We start from the raw sequence: 20,872 nt of genomic DNA, 5'->3' as shown, positions 1-20,872 counted from the left end.
TCGACGCCGCCTCCGATCCGCCGCTCCCCAGCGGCCCCCATCCATCCTCGCATCCGGGGAGCCTGCCATGCGCCTCTCGCGCTTCTTCATCACCCGCCCGATCTTCGCCGGCGTCATCGCGGTGATCATCACCATCGTCGGCGCGATCGCTTACTGGGGCCTCCCCGTCGCGCAATATCCCGACATCGTGCCGCCCACGGTGACGGTCAGCGCCAACTACCCCGGCGCCTCGGCCGAGACGGTGGCGGAGACCGTCGCCGCGCCGATCGAGCAGGAGATCAACGGCGTCGACAACATGCTGTACCAGTCGAGCCAGTCGACCGGCGACGGCAACCTGACGATCACCGTCACCTTCAAGATTGGCACCAACCTCGATGCGGCGCAGGTGCTCGTCCAGAACCGAGTCGCGGTGGCGGTGCCGCGGCTGCCCGAGGAGGTGCAGCGGCTCGGCGTGGTGACGCGCAAGACCAGCCCCGACTTCCTCATGGTCGTCAACCTGATCTCGCCCGACAAGTCGCTCGATCGCGGTTACATCTCCAACTACGCGCTGACGCAGGTGCGCGACCGCCTCGCGCGCATCGACGGCGTCGGCGATGTCCGCCTGTTCGGCAGCCGCGACTATGCGATGCGGGTGTGGATCGATCCCGGCCGCGCCGCCGCGCTCGACCTCACCGCTGGCGACATCGTCGCGGCGCTGCGCGCGCAGAACGTTCAGGTTGCGGCGGGCTCGCTCGGGCAGCCGCCCTACGGCAATGGCAACGCCTTCCAGCTTAACGTCGAGACGCAGGGCCGGCTGGTCGATCCCAACCAGTTCGCCGACGTGGTGATCCGCACCGACGGCAGCGGCCGCCAGGTGCGCGTGCGCGACGTCGCGCGCGTCGAGCTCGGCGCGCAGGACTATAATTCGAACACCTATCTCTCGGGTCAGCCGACCGTCATCGCGGCGGTGTTCCAGCGCCCCGGCTCGAACGCGCTCGCCGCCGCGGAGAAAGTGACCGCCGAGATGGAGGCGATGTCCAAGTCCTTCCCCAAGGGCCTGGAGTATCGCGTGATCTACAACCCCACCGAGTTCATCGCCCAGTCGGTCGATGCGGTGATCCACACCCTGTTCGAGGCGATGGTGCTCGTCGTGCTCGTCATCCTGGTGTTCCTCCAAAAGTGGCGCGCCGCGATCATCCCGATCGTCGCCATCCCGGTCTCGCTGGTCGGCACCTTCGCGGTGCTCGCCGCGGTGGGCTATTCGCTTAACACGCTCTCGCTGTTCGGGCTGGTGCTGGCGATCGGCATCGTCGTCGACGACGCGATCGTCGTCGTCGAGAATGTCGAGCGCAACCTCGAGCAGGGGCTCTCCCCGCTCGAGGCGGCCAAGGTGTCGATGGACGAGGTGTCGGGCGCGCTGGTCGCGATCGTGCTGGTGCTGTGCGCGGTGTTCGTGCCGACATTGTTCCTCACCGGCCTGTCGGGTGCCTTCTACCAGCAGTTCGCGGTGACGATCGCCACCGCCACGGTGATCTCGCTGGTGGTGTCGCTGACGCTGTCGCCCGCGCTCGCCGCGTTGCTGCTGCGCCCGCATGAAGCGCACGGCTCGGGCAATCGCGTCACCCGCGCGCTGCGCTCGGCCGGCGATTCGTTCAACCGCGCGTTCGAGCGGCTGAGCCTCGGCTATGCCAACCTCACCGCCAGGCTGGTGCGCGCGCCCAGGCGGATGATGGCGGTCTACGCCGGGCTCATCGCCGCGACCGTGGCGCTGTTCTGGGCGACGCCGACCGGCTTCATCCCGGCGCAGGACCAGGGCTATTTCCTCACCGTGGTGCAGCTGCCCGCGGGCGCCTCGGTCGAGCGCACCGACGCGGTGGTGCAGAAGGTCGCCAAGCGCATCCTGCCGCTCGCCGGCGTCAAGGGCGTCGTCATGCTCGCGGGCTTCGATGGCCCGTCGCAGACGCTCGCGCCCAACACCGCCGCGGCCTACGTCCCGCTCCAGTCCTTCGCCGAGCGCGAGAGACTGGGCGTCACCTTCGCCGGCATCATGCAGAAGACGCGCGAGGTCACCGGCGACATCGACGAGGCGCGCATCCTCGTCGTGCCCCCGCCGCTGATCCAGGGCATCGGCTCCGCGGGCGGCTATCGCCTGATGGTGCAGGACCGCCAGGGCGCGGGCTACCAGGCGCTCGGCGCGGAGGCGGGCAAGCTGATCGGCGCCGCCAACCAGACCGAGGGGCTGGCGCAGGTCTACACCTTCTTCAACACCGCCACGCCGCGCATCTTCGCCGACGTCGATCGCGCCAAGTCGGACCTGCTCGGCGTTCCCCCGGCGCGCGTGTTCGAGGCGCTCCAGGTCTATCTCGGCAGCGCGTTCGTGAACGACTTCAACCTGATCGGTCGCACCTACCGCGTCACCGCCCAGGCCGACGCGCCGTTCCGATCGACCCCGGCGGACATCGCCAACCTCAAGACCCGCTCGGCCTCGGGCGCGATGGTGCCGATCGGCTCGGTCGCGACCTTCCAGGACCGCACCGGCCCGTACCGCGTGACGCGCTACAACCTCTACCCCGCGGTCGAGGTCGACGGCGACACCGCGCCGGGCTATTCCTCGGGCCGCTCGCTGGTGACGATGGAGAAGCTGGCGCACGACACGCTCCCCTCGGGCTATGGCGCCGAGTGGACCGGCATCGCCTTCCAGCAGAAGGCGGCGGGCAATACCGCCGGCATCGTCTTCGCGCTGGCGGTGGTCTTCGTCTTCCTGGTGCTCGCCGCACAGTACGAGAGCCTGCTGCTGCCGCTCTCGATCGTGCTGATCGTGCCGATGTGCCTGCTCGCCGCGATGGCGGGGGTGAACCTGCGGGGCATGGACAATAATGTGCTGACGCAGATCGGGCTGGTCGTGCTGATCGCGCTCGCGGCCAAGAACGCGATCCTGGTGGTCGAGTTCGCCAAGCAGGCGGAGGAGCGCGACGGCCTCACTCCGGTCGAGGCCGCCGTGCAGGCAGCGCAGGTGCGGCTGCGGCCGATCCTGATGACCAGCTTCGCCTTCATTCTCGGCACCGTGCCGCTGCTGATCGCCACCGGCGCGGGCGCCGAGCTGCGCCAGGCCTTGGGCACCGCCGTGTTCTTTGGGATGATCGGGGTGACCGGCTTCGGGCTGATCTTCACGCCGACCTTCTATGTGGTGTGCCGCGGGCTCGGCGTGCGGCTCGCCCGCCGCCGGCCCACGCGTCCGGACGACGCCGCGCTCCAGCCCGCCGAGTGACTCCTGTTACGGAATCGAGAGACACGATGATCAAGCATTGGCTCGCCGCCACCGCCACGCTGGCGCTCGCCGCCTGCGCCGCCGGCCCCGACTATCGTGCCCCCGCCACCGCCGCGGGCGCGGCCGCTCCCTTCCTCGGCACCGGTGGGACAACGCTCGCCGCCGCCCCCGACGATCACTGGTGGCGGCTGTACGACGATCCCGTGCTGAACGGGCTGGTCGAGTCGGCCCTAGCCGCCAACACCGACGTCCGCGTCGCCACCGCACGGCTTGAGCGCGCGCGCGCCTCGCTGCGGGAGGTCCACAACGACCGCACCCCGCAGGCGACGCTCGGCGCCAGCGGCACCTACAACCGCTTCTCGCAGGCGCAGCGCCCGCCGGGCGTGAGCGGCGAGACCTGGCTGATCGACGGCGGGCTCGACGTCTCCTACGAGGTCGACCTGTTCGGGCGCGTCTCGCGCGGGGTCGAGGCAGCGCGCGGCGACGTCGCGGCGGCCGCCGCCGACGCGGACGCGGTGAGGGTTGCGGTGGTCGCCGACACCACCCGCGCCTATGCCGACGCCGCCGCTGCGGCGGCGCGGATCGCGGTGGCGGAGCGGATCGTCGCCCTGCTCGACCGCCAGGTCGGCACCACCGAGCGCCGCACCGAGGCGGGTCTGACCACCCCGCTCGATACCGCACGCATCGCCGCGTTGCGCGACCAGCGCCGCGCCGACATCCCCTCGCTCGTCGCCGAGCGCCAGGCGGCTTTGTTTCGGCTCGCGACGCTGACCGGGCGCACTCCGCAGGAGCTGCCCCCCGTGGCGGGCGAGCGCGCCACCGCGCTGCGGATCGAGCAGGCCATCCCGGTCGGCGACGGCGCGGTGCTGCTCGCGCGCCGCCCCGACGTGCGCGCCGCCGAGCGCCGCCTCGCCGCCGCCACCGCGCGGATCGGGGTCGCCACTGCCGACCTCTACCCGCGCATCACCTTGGGCGGGTCGGTTGGGCAGACCAGCACCGGCTTCGGCAACCTCTTCGGCGCGGGGCCGCTCAACTTCCTGCTCGGGCCGCTGCTCAACTGGGCAGTCAACCCGGGCAAGGCGCGCGCGCGGGTCGCCGGCGCCGAGGCGGACACGCGCGCCGCGCTCGCCACCTTCGACGGCACGGTGCTGACGGCTTTGGGCGAGACCGAGACCGCGCTCTCCAATTATGCGCGCTCGCTGGAGCGCCGCGCCGCGCTCCAGCAGGCGCTGGGCCAAGCCGATCGCGCCGCGCGGATCACGCGCGCGCAGCGCCGCGAGGGGCAGATCGACAGCCTGTCGCAGCTCGACGCCGAGCGCACGCTCGCCGACGCCCAAGCGGCGCTGGCGCTGCAGGACCAGCTGGTGGCGGACGCGCAGGTGGACCTGTTCCGCGCCTTGGGGGGGCGCTGGAGCGCGGCGTGAGGCGAGGTCAGCGCTCCAGCAGCCGCAGCGTCGCCGGATCGGGTGAGTCGAAGAAGGCGTCGAGCGTGTCGCGTACCGTGGCGGGCGCGCCCGCTCGGTCGAACAGCGTCAGCGACGAGCGCAGCTTGATCGAGTCGATCCCGCCCATGATCGCGGCGGGGTCGCTGCCGCGGTGCGCCAGCAGCGCCGTGGCGCTCTCGACATAGCGGGCGCCGAGCAGCGGGTGCGCGAGATAGGCGCCCGCCTCGGCCAGGTCGCGGATCGCGTAACGTCGCGCCATGTCGCTGTGGCCGAGGCCGGCGATCTGGGGAAAGATGTACCACATCCAGTGGCTGCGCTTGGCACCCGCGCGCAGCTCGGCGAGCGCATTGGCATAACTGGTCGCCTGCGCGGCGACGAAGCGGTCGAGATCACCCTGGGTCATGCCGCGGGCAACGCGTGCCGCGCGGCGCGGTGCCGTGATCAGGCGATCACGGCACTCGCGAGGTCGACGTAGATCAGCAGCGCGGTGGTGGCGAAGCTGGCGGCGGTGAGCAGCAGCGCGTGCGGCAGCGAGGGCAGGCGGGTCATCGTCACGGCTCCGCTCAGGCGATCGGCAGGACGGGGACGGCGGCGCCGACCATCATCGCGGCGACGGTGAAAGCGGCGACGACGGTGGCGAGCGGGCGGGCGAGATCGGCGAAACGAGCGGTCATGATGGAGCTCCGTGGTGGGTGTCGGCCGGACCATCCGGTCGATGCCCGCCACTTTGCAGGGGGCGTGCCAAGTTGAGAAACTCGCGGAAATGCGCGGTTTCTTGATGATGCGGTCAGTGGGGTGGCGGATTTCACCGGCGTGATACGGCGGGATCGGCCAATGGTTGGCAGCAACCGGCGGGACCTCTGCTCGCCGCGCGCTGCTCCTCAGTCCGTCCTCCACGCACGGGCGGGGATCCAGACGCGCGGTACCCGGGACGGAGCCAAGACGTCAGCGTCTCTGGATCCCCGCCTGCGTGGGGATGACAGGGGAATAAGGCGTCAGCGCCTCACCGCGGCAGCCGCACCGCTTCCCCGCGGAGAAGCCAGGGGGCAGGCCCGTCCCGCTACCGCGACCAGCGTGCCCAGATTGCGGTCGGCAGCGCCAGCCCGCGCGCTTCCTCGCGCACCGCCAGTTCGCCCGCCTCGATCGTGCCGGGCAGGTCGGCAAAGGCTTGCCGCAGCATCTCGCCGATCGCCAGCGCGGACATGCGCACCGCGTAGACGGTGAGGAAGAGGTAGCGCGACTCGGCGTCGAGCAACCGGCGGCAGTCCGCGATCAGACCCGGAAGGTCCTCCTCCAGCCGCCACACCTCGCCGGTCGGCCCGCGGCCGTATTTGGGCGGATCGAGCAGGATCCCGTCATAGCGCCGTCCGCGCCGCACTTCGCGCGCGACGAACTTGGCGGCGTCGTCGATCATCCAGCGCACCGGCGCGTCGCTCAGCCCCGACAGCGCGGCATTGCCGCGCGCCGCCTCGACCGACTTCTTCGAGGCGTCGACGTGCACCATCCGCGCGCCCTCGCTCGCCAGCGCCAGCGTGCCCACGCCGGTATAGCCGAACAGGTTGAGGCACTCGGGCGACTCGACGCCGGCAAGCCGCTCGCGCATCCACGCCCACACCGGCGCCATGTCCGGGAAGAAGCCGAGGTGGCGAAAGGGCGTGGTCTGCGCGGTGAAGCGGACCTTGTTCCACGCCAGCGGCCAGCCGTCGCGCGGGACCGGCTCGCTGAAGTCCCAGCGACCGCCACCGTCCTCGTCGCTCCCCGGCACGAACGCGCCGTGCGCGCGCCAGTCGTCGCGCGCAGGCGCCCAGAGCGCCTGCGGCTCGGGACGGATGAAGCGGAAACGGCCGTAGCGCTCCAGCTTGCGCCCGTTCCCTGAGTCGATCAGCCCGTAATCGGCCCAGGGCTCGCCAGTGAGCGTGACGAGGTCCACGCGCGCCTCAGCCGCGCGGGACCGCGTGCGCGGCGACGTGCGCGCTCACCGCGGCATAGGTGGCGTCGAGCGTGACGCAGCGCTCCTCGCGCTCGAACAGGTCGCCGACGCGCGCCGGCAGCGACGGACGCACCCCGGTGGCGCGCTCGACCGCGTCGCCGAACTTGGCGGGATGCGCGGTGGCCAGCGTCACCATCGGCACGTCGGGGGTGAGATGGCGCCGCGCCGCCGCCAGCGCGATCGCGGTGTGCGGGTCGATCACTTGGCCGGCGCGCTCGCAGGCATGGCGCATCGCCAGCGCCATGCCGTCGGGGTCGACGCGCTCGCCGACGAAAAGCCCGGCCGCGCCCTCGCGCTGCGCATTGCTCAGCCGCATCGCGCGCTCGGCCTCGAAGCCGCGCATCTGCGTCGCCAGCGCGGTGCCGTCGCGCCCGCCGAGATCGTACAGCAGCCGCTCGAAGTTGCTCGAGACCTGGATGTCCATCGAGGGCGTCGCGGTGGGCACCACCTCGCGGCTGGAATAGTCCCCCGTGCTGAGCGCGCGCGCGAGAATGTCGTTGACGTTGGTGGCGACCACCAGCTTCGCCACCGGCAGCCCCATCCGCGCCGCGACATAGCCGGCGAAGACGTCGCCGAAATTGCCCGTGGGCACGCTGAACGCGACCGCGCGCGCGGGCGCACCGAGCCGTACCGCGGCGTAGAAATAATAGACCACCTGCGCCATCAGCCGCGCCCAGTTGATCGAGTTCACCGCGGAGAGGCGGAAGCGCCCGGCGAAGGCGGCGTCGTTGAACATCGCCTTCACCAGCGCCTGCGCGGTGTCGAAGTCGCCGCGGATCGCGATATTGTGGACGTTGGGCGCGCCAACGGTAGTCATCTGGCGGCGCTGCACGTCGCTCACCCGTCCCTCGGGGTGGAGCATGAAGATGTCGATCCCCGCCCGTCCCGCCACCGCGTCGATCGCGGCCGAGCCGGTGTCGCCGCTGGTGGCGCCGATGATCGTGAGATGCTCGGTCGTGCCGGTCAGGAAGCGCTCGAACAGCAGCCCGAGCAGCTGGAGCGCGACGTCCTTGAACGCCAACGTCGGCCCGTGAAACAGCTCGAGCAGCCACTGATCGTGGTCGAGCTGGACGACCGGGGTGACCGCGTCGTGCGCGAAGCGACCATAAGCAGTGTCGCACAGCGCGCGCAGCTCGTCTTCGGTCAGCGACCCGGCGACGAACGGCGCCATCACCGCCGCTGCAGTCTCGGCATAGCTTTTGCCCGCCAGCGCGGCGATCTGCTCCTCGGACAGCGTCGGCCAGGCCTCGGGGACGTAGAGCCCACCGTCGGCGGCGAGGCCGGCGAGCGTCGCGCCCGCGAAGTCGAGCATGGGGGCGGTGCCGCGGGTACTGACGTAACGCATGGGGCAGTTCGCCTAGAGCGCGAGGCGCGCGTGCGCAACGCTCACCGACGTATCGAGGCTATGGATTGCGCGATGCAACCTTATTAGCAGAGGCGGATGGCACTCATCGACGTCTTCCTCAGCCGCGCGATCAAGCGCGGGCGCCTCACCCTCACCAAGCCCGACGGCAGCACCGCCAGCTTCGGCAGCGACGACCCCGCGCTCAAGCCCGTCGCGATCCGCATCACCGATCGCTCGGTGTATCGCGCCCTCGCCGCCGACCCGGCGCTGGGGGCGGGTGAGTCGTTCATGGACGGCACGCTGATCGTCGAGCAGGGCGACATCCTTGACCTGCTGCTGCTCGCCACCGCGAACAGCCGCTGGGAGAATGGCGTCAACCGCCTCGCCGCCAATCGCTGGCGCACGCTCAAGGGGCAGATCCGCCACCGCCTCACCGGCAACCAGGCCAAGGCATCGAAGCGCAACGTCGCGCACCACTACGATCTGTCGGACCGGCTGTACGATCTCTTCCTCGACGCCGACAAACAGTACAGCTGCGCCTATTACACCGATCCGACCCACTCGCTCGAGCAGGCGCAGGCCGACAAGAAGGCGCATATCGTCGCCAAGCTGGCGCTCGCGCCGGGGATGCGCGTGCTCGACATCGGCTGCGGCTGGGGCGGCATGGCGCTGTACATTCACGCCAAGACCGGCGCCGAGGTGCTAGGCATCACGCTCTCCGAGGAGCAGCTCAAGGTCGCACGCCGCCGCGCCGAGGAGGCGGGCGTCGCCGACAGAGTGAAGTTCGAGCTGATCGACTATCGCGCGCTGGAGGGCCCGTTCGACCGGATCGTCTCGGTCGGCATGTTCGAGCACGTGGGCTTGCGCAATTTCCGCACCTATCTCAGCAAGTGCCGCGACCTGCTGAGCCCCGACGGTGTCATGCTGCTTCACACGATCGGGCGCGCCGACGGGCCCAACTTCACCGACAAGTTCACCGACAAGTACATCTTCCCCGGCGGCTATATCCCGGCGCTGTCGGAGGTGCTGCACGCCAACGAGTTCATCCGCTGGTTCGTCACCGACGTCGAGGTGCTGCGGCTGCATTATGCCATGACGCTGCGCGCCTGGTACGAGCGCACGGTCGCCGAACGCGACGCGATCGTCGCGCTGTACGACGAGCGCTTCTTCCGCATGTGGACCTTCTACCTGGCGGGCGCGATCGTCTCCTTCACCAATGGGCCGCTGGTGAACTACCAGATCCAGTTCAGCCGCGATCGGCTCGGCCTGCCGCTGACGCGCGATTACATGATCGAGGAGGAGCGGCGGCTGCGGGGCGCGTAAGAACGGTCGCCGGGTCCGATCCGTCGTGCTCCTGCGTGAGCAGGAGCCCAGGACCGCAAGCATATCCTTCCGTGGCCCTAAGCTCCTGCGGCCGCCGGAGCACGAGACGGCGTCACTTCTTCGGCGCCGCCCCGCCCTTCGCCACCCCGTCCGCCATGGCGCGGGCGCGCGCGGCCTCGGCGGCGTCGACCTTCCCGTCATGGTTGAGGTCATAGGCGGAGAAGACCGCTCCCATCAGCTGGTCCGATTCGGCGCGGCTCAGCCTGCCGTCCTTGTCGAGATCGCCGCGCGCCATCACCAAAGCGGCGACTCGCTTGGCATGAACCGCGTCCAGCGCCTTGCCGCGGATCTTCATCTTGGCCATCCGCCCCTCTAGCTCGGCGAGCGAGAGATAGCCGTCCTTGTTGGTGTCCGAGGCGGCGAACTCGGAATCGAGCTTGGCGGTGGCGGTGGCGCGCGTCTCCTGCGCCATGGCGGCGACCGTCAGCGCCGGCGTGGCGAGCAGCGCGACAAGCGCGGCGGCGAGCGTGGTGTGCGTCCTCAGCATGGGCGGCGGCTTGGCGACGGGCGCTTGTACGCGCGGTGAACGGACGCGCGCCGCGCCGGTACGGTTGCCTCGCGCGGCGCGCTCGCGTAGCGCCCGCGCGCGAAAGGAGCCTGCCCCATGACCGACCAGATCAAGCGCGTCGTCCTCGCTTATTCCGGAGGACTCGACACCAGCGTGATCCTGAAATGGCTCCAGACCGAATATCAGTGCGAGGTCGTCACCTTCACCGCCGATCTGGGCCAGGGCGAGGAGCTGGAGCCTGCGCGCGCCAAGGCCGAGCTGATGGGGATCAAGCGCGAGCATATCTTCATCGACGACCTGCGCGAGGAGTTCGTAAGCGACTACGTCTTCCCGATGATGCGCGCCAACGCATTGTACGAAGGGCTGTACCTGCTCGGCACCTCGATCGCGCGCCCGCTCATCGCCAAGCGCCAGATCGAGATCGCGGCACAGGTCGGCGCCGACGCGGTAAGCCACGGCGCCACCGGCAAGGGCAACGACCAGGTCCGCTTCGAGCTCGGCTATTATGCGCTCAACCCCGACATCAAGGTGATCGCGCCGTGGCGCGAGTGGGACCTGACCAGCCGCTCGAAGCTGATCGAGTTCGCCGAGGCGCACCAGATCCCGGTGAGCAAGGACAAGCGCGGCGAGGCGCCTTTCTCCACCGACGCGAACCTGCTCCACACCTCGTCCGAGGGCAAGGTGCTGGAGGATCCGTGGGACGAGGTGCCCGACTACGTCTATTCGCGCACCGTCAATCCCGAGGACGCGCCCGATCAGCCCGAGACGATCACGATCGACTTCGAGCGCGGCGACGGCGTCGCGGTGAACGGCGAGGCGTGCTCGCCCGCGACGCTGCTGGCCACGCTCAACGAGCTCGGGCGCAAGCACGGCATCGGCCGGCTCGATCTGGTGGAGAATCGCTTCGTCGGCATGAAGAGCCGCGGCATGTACGAGACGCCGGGCGGCACGATCTACGCGCTGGCGCATCGCGGGATCGAGCAGATCACGCTCGATCGCGGTGCCGCGCATCTCAAGGACGAGCTGGCGCCACGCTACGCCGAGCTGGTGTACAACGGCTTCTGGTTCTCACCCGAGCGCGAGATGCTCCAGGCCGCGGTCGATCATTCGCAGGCCAAGGTGACGGGCACGGTGCGGCTCAAGCTGTACAAGGGGCAGGCGGTCGTCACCGGGCGTCGCTCGCCGCACTCGCTCTACTCGGAGAAGGTGGTGACCTTCGAGGACGACCAGGGCGCCTATGACCAGCGCGACGCGGCAGGTTTCATCAAGCTCAACGCGCTGCGGCTGCGCCTGCTCGGCCGACGCGATCGGTGACAATAGTCGGGGGGCGCGCGCGGCGCGCCCGCCCCTCCTTCTCTGCCCCGCCAACGTGTCCGTCAGCCTCAGCGAGTCTGAGGCTGAGACCGGGAAGTCGGCAGCGTCGAGTCGCGGGGCTGAGCGCTCGCTAAGCCACGATCGTCCGCGCGCGCCCCTGCTCCTTTGCCCGATACAGCGCGGCGTCGGCGCGCGCCACTAACGCGGCGCGGCCCTCGCTCGCCGCCCCTTCCGTGACCCCCGCCGAGAAGGAAACGGTGCCGATCGGCTCGCCGGTCTCGCGCACGCGCAGCCGGCGTTCGCCGATGTGGACGCGCACGCGATCGATCCGCGCCGCCGCCTCGCCGGGTGTCACCCCCTCGAACAGCATCGCGAACTCCTCGCCGCCGTAACGCGCGACCAGGCAGCCGCCCTCGTCCGCCAGCGTGCGCGCCACGGTGCGGATCACGCGGTCGCCCACCGGATGGCCGAAGCTGTCGTTGATCCGCTTGAAATGGTCGATGTCGCACATCGCGACCGTCACCCGCGCGCCCGGCGCGAGCGCCGCGAAGGCCTCGTCGAAGGCGCGCCGGTTGGGCAGCTCGGTCAGCGGGTCGGTGCGCGCCGAGCCGCGCGCCTCGTCCAGCGCGGTGCGCAGTTCCTCGGTCTCACGCCGCGTGCTCTCCAGCTTGGCCTCGGCGTGCTGGACGCGCTCGATCATCGCCGCGGTGAGGCGGCTGATCTCCTCCACCCCGGCGCCGGCGCCCACGTCCCGCATCTCGGCCGCCGATCGCGCGAGGTCGCGACCGAAGTCGTTGGCCTCGGCGTGCGCGATCCGCACCGTGTCGCCGAAGCCGTCGAGCTGGTGAAGCACGCGCTCGATCATCGCCTCCTGAGTCGCCGCGTCGGCGGTCATCTCGGAGTCGTCGGCGGGGACGGCGGGCGCGCCGCCCAGCACGGTGCCGCCGAGCTGCTCGATGTCGCGTGCGGTCAACCGCACGCCGCCGTCGGTCAGCTCGGCGACCCGACGCGCGACCAGTCCGTCGGGCTGCGCGACCACGGCATAAGCGAAGGCATAATGCGCCGGATCGGGGCTCAGCCGGTGCGCCGACAGGAACGCGCCGACGCGGGTGAACAGGCGGTCGCCCGCCGTCCCCTGCCGCCCGTCGACCGCCCTGCTCGCCACCCGCTCGCCCCCGATCGGCTCCTGTCGAGCCTCGCCTCGTCCCGGCCGGCGCGCCCCCACGCACCGACGGCGCGCCGCCCGCGCGACCCGCCAGACCAGGACGTTAGCGCCCGACTCGCTAAGATATGGTGACCCGGCGTTGACTGCGCCGGATCACGTCGTTCAGCCTTGCTTGAGCTTCTGCACCGCGGCCAGCGTCATCGCGACATGCTCGGCGGGGTTCATGTCGTCGTGGACGAAGACGACCTTGCCGTCGCGGCCGATGACATAGCTGGTGCGGCTGGTGACGCTCTTGCCCTTCACCGCGCGGCCGAGCGCGACGTCATAGCCCGCCACCACCTTGGGGCCGGCGCTGGCGACCGCGAACTTGCCCGCGCACTCGCTCGACGAGAAACGCTGCAGATCCTCGACGTTGTCGGCGGACATGCCGATCACGGTCGCGCCCGCGGCACGGAAGGCGTCGACCTTCTCGGCGAAAGCGCGTGCCTCGGCGTTGCAGCCAGAGGTGAACGCGGCGGGGAAGAAATAGAGCACCACCGGCCCGCGACGCAGCTGCTCGTGCAGGCTGATCGGCACCACCTTGCCCGCGATCGCGCCGCGGGTGGAGAAATCGGGCGCGGCGGCACCGGGCTTGAGCGTCGCCGCGGCCGGCACGGCGAGCGCGGCGGTGAGGGCGGCGGTGACGGCGGTGATGACGGCGCGGCGCATGGCGAACGGCTCCAGCAGAGGAAGGCGCGTCTTGTAGCGCGCTAATCGACGTTAGGACAGGAAAAGGCGAGGCTTTCCATTTCGCATGGCCGTGGCGCCCGCCCGCCCCGGTCTCGCGCCGTCCACTGCCGCGCCGGGCTTCCCCGCGCGGCTGCGATAGGTTAGCGCCGGACCATGCCCGCGACCCACAGATGCGACCTGGCGATCGTCGGCGGCGGTCTCGCCGGTGCGCTGATCGCGCTCGCGGTCCACGCGCGCCATCCGCTGCTCGATGTCCGGCTGATCGAGGCGGGCGAGGCGATCGGGGGCAACCATCTCTGGTCCTTCTTCGGCGGCGACGTCGCGCGCGCCGACCGCCACCTGATCGCGCCATTGGTGGCGCATGCCTGGCCGAGCTACGACGTGCGCTTCCCCGCACACGCGCGCCACCTCGCGCAAGCCTATTACTCCGTTCGCTCGACCGGGCTCGACTCGCACGTCCGCGCCACGCTGCCGCGCCGCGCGCTGATGACCGGGCGGCGCGTGCTGGCGTGCAGCCCCACCGCCGTGGTCTTCGCCAACGGCGACCGGCTCACCGCCGCCGGGGTGATCGACTCGCGCGGCGCGGGCGATCTCACCGCGCTCGACTGCGGCTGGCAGAAGTTCGTCGGCCACGAGCTGCGCGTCGCCGGGGCGCACGGCGTGGCGCGACCGGTGGTGATGGACTCGACCGTGCCGCAGCTCGACGGCTATCGCTTCGTCTACCTGCTGCCCTTCGCCGCCGACCGGCTGCTGGTGGAGGACACCTATTACAGCGACGCGCCCACGCTCGACGTCGCCGCGGTGGCAGCGCGGGTCGACCGCTATGCCGCGGACCAGGGGTGGAGCGTCACCGAGACGATCCACCGCGAACAGGGCGTCCTGCCGGTGGTCTATGGCGGCGATTTCGAGGCTTATTGGCGCAGCGGCGGGAGCAAGCTGGCCAAGGCGGGCGTTCGGGCGGGACTGTTCCATCCCACCACGGGCTATTCGCTGCCCGACGCGGTGAGGCTGGCGCAGCTGGTCGCGGCGCAGCACGACTTCTCGGGTGCGGCGCTCCACGACCTTACTTACTCCTATGCGGCGCGGCTGTGGGCGGCGCGGCGCTTCTACCGGATGCTGGATCTCATGCTCTTCAAGGCCGCCGACCCCGACCAGCGCTACCGCGTGCTGGAACGCTTTTACCGCCTGCCCGCGCCGCTGGTGGCGCGCTTCTATGCGGCGCGCTCGACCGCGTTCGACAAGGCGCGCGTGCTGAGCGGGCGGCCGCCGGTGCCGCTCGGCCGCGCCATCGCTGCGCTGCGGGGCGCGGCATGACGCGCGCGGTGGTAGTCGGCGCCGGCTTCGGCGGCCTGGCGCTGGCGATCCGGCTGCAATCGGCGGGGGTCGAGACGATCGTGCTCGAGTCACGCGACAAGCCCGGCGGGCGCGCGTACGTGTGGCAGCGCGACGGCTTCACCTTCGACGCCGGGCCGACCGTGATCACCGACCCGGCCTGCCTTGAGGAGCTCTGGGCGCTGTCCGGCCAAACGATGGCGAGCGACGTCGCGCTCGAGGCGGTGCAGCCCTTCTACCGGCTCAACTGGCCCGACGGGACCAATTTCGACTATACCAACGACGACACGGTGCTGCGCGCCGAGATCGCCAAGCTCAACCCCGCCGACGTGGCCGGTTACGCGCGCTTCCTCGACTATTCCGCCGGGGTCTACCGCGAAGGCTATGAGAAGCTCGGCCATGTCGCCTTCCTCGACTTCGCGTCGATGATCAAGGCGGCGCCGGCGCTGGCGAAATACCAGGCGTGGCGCTCGGTCTATTCGATCGTGTCGAAATACGTGCAGGACGAGCGGCTGCGCCAGGCGCTCTCGTTTCACACCTTGCTGGTGGGCGGCAACCCGATGACGACCAGCGCGATCTACGCGCTGATCCACAAGCTGGAGCGCGACGGCGGCGTGTGGTTCGCGCGCGGCGGCACCAACCGGCTGATCGCGGGCATGGTGACGCTGTTCGAGCGGCTCGGCGGCACGCTGCGGCTGAACGACGCGGTGACGCGGATCGAGACGTTGGGCGACCGCGTCACCGCGGTGGAGACCGCCAGTGGCTGGAACACGCCCACCGACATGCTCGCCGCCAACGCCGACATCCTCCACGTCTACCGCGACCTGCTGCCCGGCTCGGGCGCGGCCAAGCGGACCGCGACGAAGCTCGAGCGCAAGCGCTACTCGCCCTCGCTGTTCGTGGTGCACTTCGGGATCAAGGGCACGTGGCCCGGCATCCCGCACCACATGATCCTGTTCGGCCCGCGCTATAAGGGGCTGCTCGACGATATCTACAAACATGGCGTGGTCAGCGAAGACTTCTCGCTCTACCTCCACCACCCGACCGTGACCGACCCCAGCCTCGCGCCCGAGGGTTGCTCGACCTTCTACGCGCTGGCGCCGGTGCCGCACATGGGCAAATACACCGGCGACTGGGAGACGGTGCGCCCGATCCTGGAGCAGCGCATCCTTGACGAGGTCGGGCGCCGGCTGATCCCCGACATCCACGATCGAATCGTGACGAAGTTCAGCTACGCGCCGACCGACTTCGCGGCGGACCTCAACGCGCATCTCGGCAGCGCCTTCTCGCTTGAGCCGATCCTCACCCAGAGCGCCTATTTCCGCGTCCACAACCGCGACGACGCGATCCCCAATCTGTATTTCGTCGGCGCGGGCACGCACCCGGGCGCGGGCATTCCGGGCGTGGTCGGTAGCGCCAAGGCGACCGCGGCGCTGATGCTGGGGCGGTAGCGGATCGCCCAGCGAAGAAGACGCTTTCGCAGACGAGTAGGGCGGCAGCGCGATGGCGCGGAGCGCCGCGCGGCGGTTCGACCCGTCGCGCGGCCGCACGCGAATGTTGAGAAAGTTGAGTCTCTGGGAGCCCGCCACGGCCGAATGTTGAGTCGCCTGCCCCGGCCCAGCCAGGCCCGCGACCGGGGCTCCCAGCTGCCGCGTGGGAGCAGGTAGATCGTGTATCGCCCGAGGCATCGCCCGGCAATGTAACGCCGCCACCGCTGCGTAGGACAGCGCTCAGGGCCGCTCGCCGCGCTCCTTGCGTTGCGTGACCGACGCGCGATCCCACCAGGCACGCTCGAGCAGCAGCGCGACCCGTGCGTCGGCGTCGGTGTCGTAGCGCACCAGTACCGCCGGCCAGCCGCGATAATGGTCGGTCTCCCAGAAGGTGGCGGGATCGGTCTCGATCAGCAGCTCCTTCTCGATCGGCGCGACATGGAGCACGAAGCTGGCGCGATCGGGCGCGGTCGTGGCGGCGAGCATCTTGCCGCGCAGCAGCAGTGCCGGCTTGCCGTAGCTGGTGCCGAGCACCACCCCGGGCAGCGTGAGCCCGGTCGCGACGACATCGTCCCAGTCCCTCATGACGCATCTCTCCTACGGGCGAGCATAGATCGACTGCCCCGATCTGGCGACGTCGGGTGACGATCGCCACCGCATCTGCTTCGCTGCGTGCGGAGATAGATCGAGAGGCCCGCCACGCTGCTGATCGCCGCCCTGCTGGCCACCGCCACGGTACCACCACCGCCCCGCTGCGGCCCGCGCGGTGTCGCGGTCGAGACGATGCGCGCGCTGCCGGCGGCGGCGCGGCTCGAGCTGACGCGCTTTCTCGCGACCGGCGGTATCGCCGACGCGGGGCAGCGCCATGACGCGATCGACGTCCGCCACCCCGGCGTGCCGCGCCATCGCTTCGTCCAGGCCGACCAACGGGGGGACGTCTGGATCGTCCGCTACGAATCGGGCGGCATCGCCGCGCGGTGGGACAGCGTCTCGCTGGTGCCCGTCGCCGCCGCCGGTCGCCCGCCGCGCTACGTGTCGCGCGCGGGTGACCGCTGCCCTGCGCCCCTCGCGGCCGCAACGTCGCGCCGCTGAGCGCGCGAGCGGCCGCGCGCGCCATTGCCCCCGGCACGCGCTTCCCGTAGCGCTCGCGGCCATGAAGCGCCTCGCCATCTACTGCGGCTCCGCCACCCCTGCCGATCCCTTCTACCTCGAGCTCGCGCGCGAGGTCGGCCGCACCCTCGCCGAGCGCGGCATCGGATTGGTCTACGGCGGCGGGCGGCTCGGGCTGATGGGCGCGATCGCCGACTCGGCGCTGGCCATGGGGGGCGAGGTGATCGGCGTCATTCCGCAGGCGCTGGTCGACGCCGAGGTGGCGCACCGCGGGCTCACCGAGCTGCACGTCGTCCCCGGCATGCACCAGCGCAAGCAGCTCTTCACCGACCTCGCCGACGGCTTCGTCACCCTGCCCGGCGGCACGGGCACGATGGACGAATTGTGGGAGGCGCTGAGCTGGGCGCAGCTCGGCTATCACGCCGATCCGGTCGGCCTGCTCAACGCACGCGGTTACTATGACGAGCTCGTCGCCTTCTGGGCCAAGATGGGCGAGGTCGGCTTCCTGCGCGCGCAGCACCGCGACCTGCTGATCGTCGGCGACACACTCGACACGCTGCTCGGCGCGATGGCGGCGCACGCGCCGACGCAGCCGATCGTCCGCATGGCCGCCAGCGACCTGTGAGCGCGCTTCTATGAGGAGGGCGGCGTGACCGACTCGCGCGCCGCGTTGGTGGCGACGGCGCGCGAGTCGATCGCGCGCGGCTCGAAGAGCTTCGCCGCGGCGTCGCAGCTGTTCGCGCCGGACGTGCGCGAGCGCGCCTGGCTGCTCTACGCCTGGTGCCGCCGCTGCGATGATCTCGTCGACGGGCAGGATCACGGCCATGACCGCCGCGCCGTCACCGACGCCCCCGCGCGGGTTGCCGAGGTGCGCCGGCTCAGTGCTGCCGCCCTGGCGGGCGAGCCGACCGGCGATCCCGCGTTCGACGCGCTCGGCGTGGTCGCGCGCGAGACGCGGCTGCCGCACGGCTTCGTCACCGACCTGATCGACGGCTTCCAGCTCGATGCCGATGACTGGCGTCCGCGTTCCGAGGCGGATCTGTACCGCTATTGCTACCATGTCGCCGGCGCGGTCGGCTGCATGATGGCGGTCGTGATGGGGGTGCCGCCCGAGGACGAGGCGACGCTCGACCGGGCCTGCGACCTCGGCCTCGCCTTCCAGCTCGCCAATATCGCGCGCGACATCGAGGAGGACGACCGGGCGGCGCGCTGCTACCTCCCCGACGAATGGCTCGCCGAGATGGACGTGCCGCCGGGCCAGCACATGAAGCCGCCGTTCCGCGACCGACTGGTGGTGCTGGCGCGGCGGCTGGCGGCGCGCGCCGAGCTGCACGAGGCGAGCGCGCGGGTGGGCACCAAGGCACTGTCCTACCGTTCGGCCTGGGCGGTGCTGGCGGCGGCGGGGATCTACGGCGACATCGCGCGGCGCGTCGCGGCGCGTGGGGCGCATGCCTGGGACCATCGCGTCACCACGGGCAAGCGCGAGAAGCTCACCTGGATCGCGCGTGCCGCGTGGCAGGCGGCACGGCGACAAGGGATCGCCGACATGCCGCGCGACCCGCGACTGTGGACGCGGCCGCGGTCATCGCCTCTGCCGTCGCGCTGAGCCGTGCTCCGGCGCACGGCGGAGCCCGGGTACCACAAACATCCTCCCAAGCCGCTCCTGCGGGCGCTGGAGCACAAGCGAGCGGGCGGTCAGGCGTCACCCGAAACCAACGCGCGCGCGAGTCATTGATCGAGGTGAGAGGAGCCCCGACCCGATGACGAAACTCGCCCTGACCGCCCCCTTCGCTGCCCTGGCCCTGGCCGCTTGCGGCGACCGGGTAGAGGAACATGCCGACCGGACCGGCAACGCCATCGCGGGCGAGATCGGCGCGGCCGCCGACAATGTCGCCGCCAGCGTCGAGTCGGTGACCGACACGATCGGCAATCAGGTCGACGGCGCCGCGGCGCGCTCGCTCGACCGCGCCGCCGACCGAATCGACGATGCCTCGCGCCGGCTCGAGAGCGGCGTGCGCCACCACGCCGACCGGGTGCGCGATCGCGCCGGAGACGCGCTCAGTGATGCGGGCGAGCGGCTGCGCGATCGCGACGCGCCCGCGAACCGCCGTGCCGATACACCTGCCGCCGACGAGCGACACTGAGTCGGACCCGACCGGCGAGCGCTGTTACCGCCGCTTGCGGACCGGCTTGGGCTTGGGCTGGGGTTTCGGCGCGGCCTTGCACGGGAAGGTTTCCTTCAGCCCCTGCCGCACCACGAAGGCGGGCGCCGCGCTCGACTTCTTGCCCTGTTTGCGCAGGTATTTCCGCGCTGCCGCGGTGACCGCGACATTGGAGCTGCGATCCGGCGCGGGGCAGATCTGGCGCGCGCTCGACAGCGCGTCGAAGGCAGCGAGCATGTAGCCGGTGCAGAAGTCGGCGGTGGGATCGTCGTCCTTGCCGCGGCACAGCTCGACCAGCTGGGGCGTCGTCAGCGAGCTGACCACCACCGGCCGGTCCGCCGCCGCGAGCAGCGCCGCAAGCAATAGCGCGCTCATCGCGCCGCGCCCGACCCGTTCGTGGCGCCAGCAGCGGCGAGATAGGGCAGCAGCCGCACGCGTGGAAACACCTCGTCCAGCGGCTTCACGTCGGGCGTGACGTAGACGATGCCGCCGCGCTTCTCGAACTGCGGACGCAACTTGCCGTTGTAGAAGCGCGCGCCGACGTTGATGCAGCCAAAGGAGATGCGATTGTCCTCGGGCGAGGGTGACAGCAGCCGCTCGACACGGTGCTCGTTCTTGTGGAGGCTGGTGACGACGTGCATCGCCACTGCATTGGCGTAGTCGACCCACAGCACGCGCTGGCGTCCGAAAGCGCGGCCGAATTTGGTGACGAAGCGGCCGGCGGGGGTGGTGCGCTCGGCCGGCCCGATATCGTCGAGGTTCTTGGCGCCAACGCCCGGCGTGGAGTCGTCGCCGATGCCGACGCCGAGCAGCACCGGCGTCTCGCCGAGAAAGTCGCCGTTGGCGGCGAAGAGATACAGCGTCGCGGCGGGCTTATCGATCACCGCATAGGGCAGTTTGCCGTTGTCATGCGAGGCAGCGACCCAGGCGATCATCCGCTCGGCATTCTCCGATCGCGGCACGACCGGCGCCGGCTCTACCCGCTCCACGACGGCCTTGGCCGACTTAGTGGCTTTGCGGGCCGGCTTCACCGCCGCCTTGGCGGCGCCGGCCTTGGCGATCGTGGGTTTGCGCGGCGACGAAGCCTGCGGCGCGGCGATCGCCGCGCCCGACAGCGCCAGCGCCGCCGCCATCGCGACGATCACGCGACCCGCGCCGCGAGACGGACGGCCGGCCATATCGATGATGGCCGGCCGTGCCGCCCCGCGACGCGCGTGCATCGTGTCGTCGTGGCTCAGCCGCGCGGGCGACGCGCGCGCTGCTGCTGGAGCTGCTGCATCTGCTGCTCCGACGCGTCGACACGGGTGCCGAGCTGGTCGATCCGCTGGCTGTTCTGCTGCGCCTGGGCGGCGGCGGCCTGTGCCTGGGTGAGCGCCTGGCCCGAGGTGCCCTCGACCGTGCGCAGACGACCGTCGAGCCCGTCGATACGCTGGTTCACGGTGGCGATCTGGTCACGGACGAAGCCCTTGGAGGCGCAGCCGCCGAGCCCGACGGCGCCGACCGCGATCAGCGTCAGGGCCGTGACGCGGGGAAGGTTGGAACGCATCTACTTACCTCTCGTACCAAAATGGACAGATAGCGCGAATGCGCGGGGCAGGAGAACGTTCCGGCGCCTGAACGAAACGTTAATAGACGGTAAACCGCGCGGTGAG

20 protein-coding genes are annotated in these 20,872 nt (G+C 70.8%); 10 read left to right on the top strand and 10 right to left on the bottom strand.

What is annotated here, in order from left to right:
* Nucleotides 1-67: 67 nt before the first annotated feature.
* Complete coding sequence (locus QBJ89_RS06275) at nucleotides 68-3,247, top strand: efflux RND transporter permease subunit (protein WP_277979665.1); 3,180 nt, start codon at nucleotides 68-70, stop codon at nucleotides 3,245-3,247.
* 26 nt (nucleotides 3,248-3,273) lie between these two features.
* On the top strand, nucleotides 3,274-4,671 hold the full coding sequence (locus QBJ89_RS06270) for an efflux transporter outer membrane subunit (protein ID WP_277979664.1): 1,398 nt from the start codon (nucleotides 3,274-3,276) through the stop codon (nucleotides 4,669-4,671).
* Nucleotides 4,672-4,678: 7 nt separating this feature from the next.
* Here QBJ89_RS06270 and QBJ89_RS06265 read toward each other — a convergent pair whose 3' ends face one another.
* From QBJ89_RS06265 to thrC, 3 genes are all read right to left on the bottom strand, one after another.
* On the bottom strand, nucleotides 4,679-5,095 hold the full coding sequence (locus tag QBJ89_RS06265; protein WP_277979663.1) for a DUF1810 domain-containing protein: 417 nt from the start codon (nucleotides 5,093-5,095) through the stop codon (nucleotides 4,679-4,681).
* Between the two features lie 657 nt (nucleotides 5,096-5,752).
* Nucleotides 5,753-6,622, bottom strand: a complete 870-nt coding sequence (locus QBJ89_RS06260) for a class I SAM-dependent methyltransferase (protein WP_277979662.1) — start codon at nucleotides 6,620-6,622, stop codon at nucleotides 5,753-5,755.
* Between the two features lie 7 nt (nucleotides 6,623-6,629).
* On the bottom strand, nucleotides 6,630-8,027 hold the full coding sequence (thrC, locus tag QBJ89_RS06255; protein WP_277979661.1) for a threonine synthase: 1,398 nt from the start codon (nucleotides 8,025-8,027) through the stop codon (nucleotides 6,630-6,632).
* A gap of 96 nt (nucleotides 8,028-8,123) precedes the next feature.
* Here thrC and QBJ89_RS06250 point away from each other — a divergent pair, with 96 nt between their 5' ends.
* Nucleotides 8,124-9,350 carry an SAM-dependent methyltransferase gene (locus QBJ89_RS06250; protein ID WP_277979660.1) on the top strand — a complete coding sequence of 409 codons (1,227 nt, stop codon included), beginning with the start codon at nucleotides 8,124-8,126 and terminating at the stop codon, nucleotides 9,348-9,350.
* 112 nt (nucleotides 9,351-9,462) lie between these two features.
* Here the strand turns inward: QBJ89_RS06250 and QBJ89_RS06245 are convergent, their stop codons facing one another.
* Nucleotides 9,463-9,897 carry an EF-hand domain-containing protein gene (locus QBJ89_RS06245; protein WP_277979659.1) on the bottom strand — a complete coding sequence of 145 codons (435 nt, stop codon included), beginning with the start codon at nucleotides 9,895-9,897 and terminating at the stop codon, nucleotides 9,463-9,465.
* 117 nt (nucleotides 9,898-10,014) lie between these two features.
* On the opposite strand from QBJ89_RS06245, the gene QBJ89_RS06240 reads away from it, so the two are divergent.
* Entirely contained in the window at nucleotides 10,015-11,232 is a 1,218-nt protein-coding gene (locus QBJ89_RS06240) for an argininosuccinate synthase (RefSeq protein WP_277979658.1), read from the top strand.
* A gap of 130 nt (nucleotides 11,233-11,362) precedes the next feature.
* Here QBJ89_RS06240 and QBJ89_RS06235 read toward each other — a convergent pair whose 3' ends face one another.
* Nucleotides 11,363-12,397 (bottom strand): GGDEF domain-containing protein, encoded by a 1,035-nt coding sequence (locus QBJ89_RS06235; RefSeq protein WP_277979657.1) that lies wholly within the window; start codon nucleotides 12,395-12,397, stop codon nucleotides 11,363-11,365.
* A gap of 162 nt (nucleotides 12,398-12,559) precedes the next feature.
* Nucleotides 12,560-13,105, bottom strand: a complete 546-nt coding sequence (locus QBJ89_RS06230; protein ID WP_277979656.1) for a peroxiredoxin — start codon at nucleotides 13,103-13,105, stop codon at nucleotides 12,560-12,562.
* 174 nt (nucleotides 13,106-13,279) lie between these two features.
* Here QBJ89_RS06230 and crtY point away from each other — a divergent pair, with 174 nt between their 5' ends.
* Nucleotides 13,280-14,440 carry a lycopene beta-cyclase CrtY gene (gene crtY / locus QBJ89_RS06225; protein ID WP_277979655.1) on the top strand — a complete coding sequence of 387 codons (1,161 nt, stop codon included), beginning with the start codon at nucleotides 13,280-13,282 and terminating at the stop codon, nucleotides 14,438-14,440.
* Complete coding sequence (locus tag QBJ89_RS06220) at nucleotides 14,437-15,909, top strand: phytoene desaturase (protein WP_277979654.1); 1,473 nt, start codon at nucleotides 14,437-14,439, stop codon at nucleotides 15,907-15,909. The genes crtY and QBJ89_RS06220 overlap by 4 nt, the downstream gene beginning before the upstream one ends.
* A gap of 279 nt (nucleotides 15,910-16,188) precedes the next feature.
* Here the strand turns inward: QBJ89_RS06220 and QBJ89_RS06215 are convergent, their stop codons facing one another.
* Nucleotides 16,189-16,533 (bottom strand): MmcQ/YjbR family DNA-binding protein, encoded by a 345-nt coding sequence (locus QBJ89_RS06215; RefSeq protein ID WP_277979653.1) that lies wholly within the window; start codon nucleotides 16,531-16,533, stop codon nucleotides 16,189-16,191.
* Between the two features lie 198 nt (nucleotides 16,534-16,731).
* On the opposite strand from QBJ89_RS06215, the gene QBJ89_RS06210 reads away from it, so the two are divergent.
* From QBJ89_RS06210 to QBJ89_RS06195, 4 genes are all read left to right on the top strand, one after another.
* Nucleotides 16,732-17,040: a hypothetical protein gene (locus QBJ89_RS06210; RefSeq protein WP_277979652.1), complete on the top strand. Its 309-nt coding sequence runs from the start codon at nucleotides 16,732-16,734 to the stop codon at nucleotides 17,038-17,040.
* 61 nt (nucleotides 17,041-17,101) lie between these two features.
* Nucleotides 17,102-17,683, top strand: a complete 582-nt coding sequence (locus QBJ89_RS06205; RefSeq protein ID WP_277979651.1) for a TIGR00730 family Rossman fold protein — start codon at nucleotides 17,102-17,104, stop codon at nucleotides 17,681-17,683.
* Nucleotides 17,684-17,707: 24 nt separating this feature from the next.
* Nucleotides 17,708-18,664, top strand: a complete 957-nt coding sequence (locus QBJ89_RS06200; RefSeq protein ID WP_277979650.1) for a phytoene/squalene synthase family protein — start codon at nucleotides 17,708-17,710, stop codon at nucleotides 18,662-18,664.
* Between the two features lie 154 nt (nucleotides 18,665-18,818).
* Nucleotides 18,819-19,202: a hypothetical protein gene (locus tag QBJ89_RS06195; protein ID WP_277979649.1), complete on the top strand. Its 384-nt coding sequence runs from the start codon at nucleotides 18,819-18,821 to the stop codon at nucleotides 19,200-19,202.
* Nucleotides 19,203-19,226: 24 nt separating this feature from the next.
* Here the strand turns inward: QBJ89_RS06195 and QBJ89_RS06190 are convergent, their stop codons facing one another.
* Genes QBJ89_RS06190 through QBJ89_RS06180 form a run of 3 tightly spaced genes read right to left on the bottom strand, consistent with a single transcriptional unit; the run spans nucleotide 19,227 to nucleotide 20,766 of the window.
* Entirely contained in the window at nucleotides 19,227-19,595 is a 369-nt protein-coding gene (locus QBJ89_RS06190) for a Rap1a/Tai family immunity protein (RefSeq protein WP_277979648.1), read from the bottom strand.
* The gene (locus QBJ89_RS06185) at nucleotides 19,592-20,440 is read right to left on the bottom strand and encodes a hypothetical protein (RefSeq protein WP_277979647.1); all 849 of its coding nucleotides are present in this window, start codon (nucleotides 20,438-20,440) and stop codon (nucleotides 19,592-19,594) included. The genes QBJ89_RS06190 and QBJ89_RS06185 overlap by 4 nt, the downstream gene beginning before the upstream one ends.
* 14 nt (nucleotides 20,441-20,454) lie before the next feature.
* A complete protein-coding gene (locus QBJ89_RS06180; protein ID WP_183922676.1) occupies nucleotides 20,455-20,766 on the bottom strand; it encodes a hypothetical protein in 312 nt (103 codons plus the stop codon).
* Nucleotides 20,767-20,872 lie beyond the last annotated feature (106 nt).

The organism is Sphingomonas phyllosphaerae (genome assembly GCF_029623345.1).
GTDB classification, from domain to species: Bacteria; Pseudomonadota; Alphaproteobacteria; order Sphingomonadales; family Sphingomonadaceae; genus Sphingomonas; species Sphingomonas phyllosphaerae_C.
Note: the sequence above shows the minus strand (reverse complement) of the source record. Positions and strands in the feature narration are given on the sequence as shown.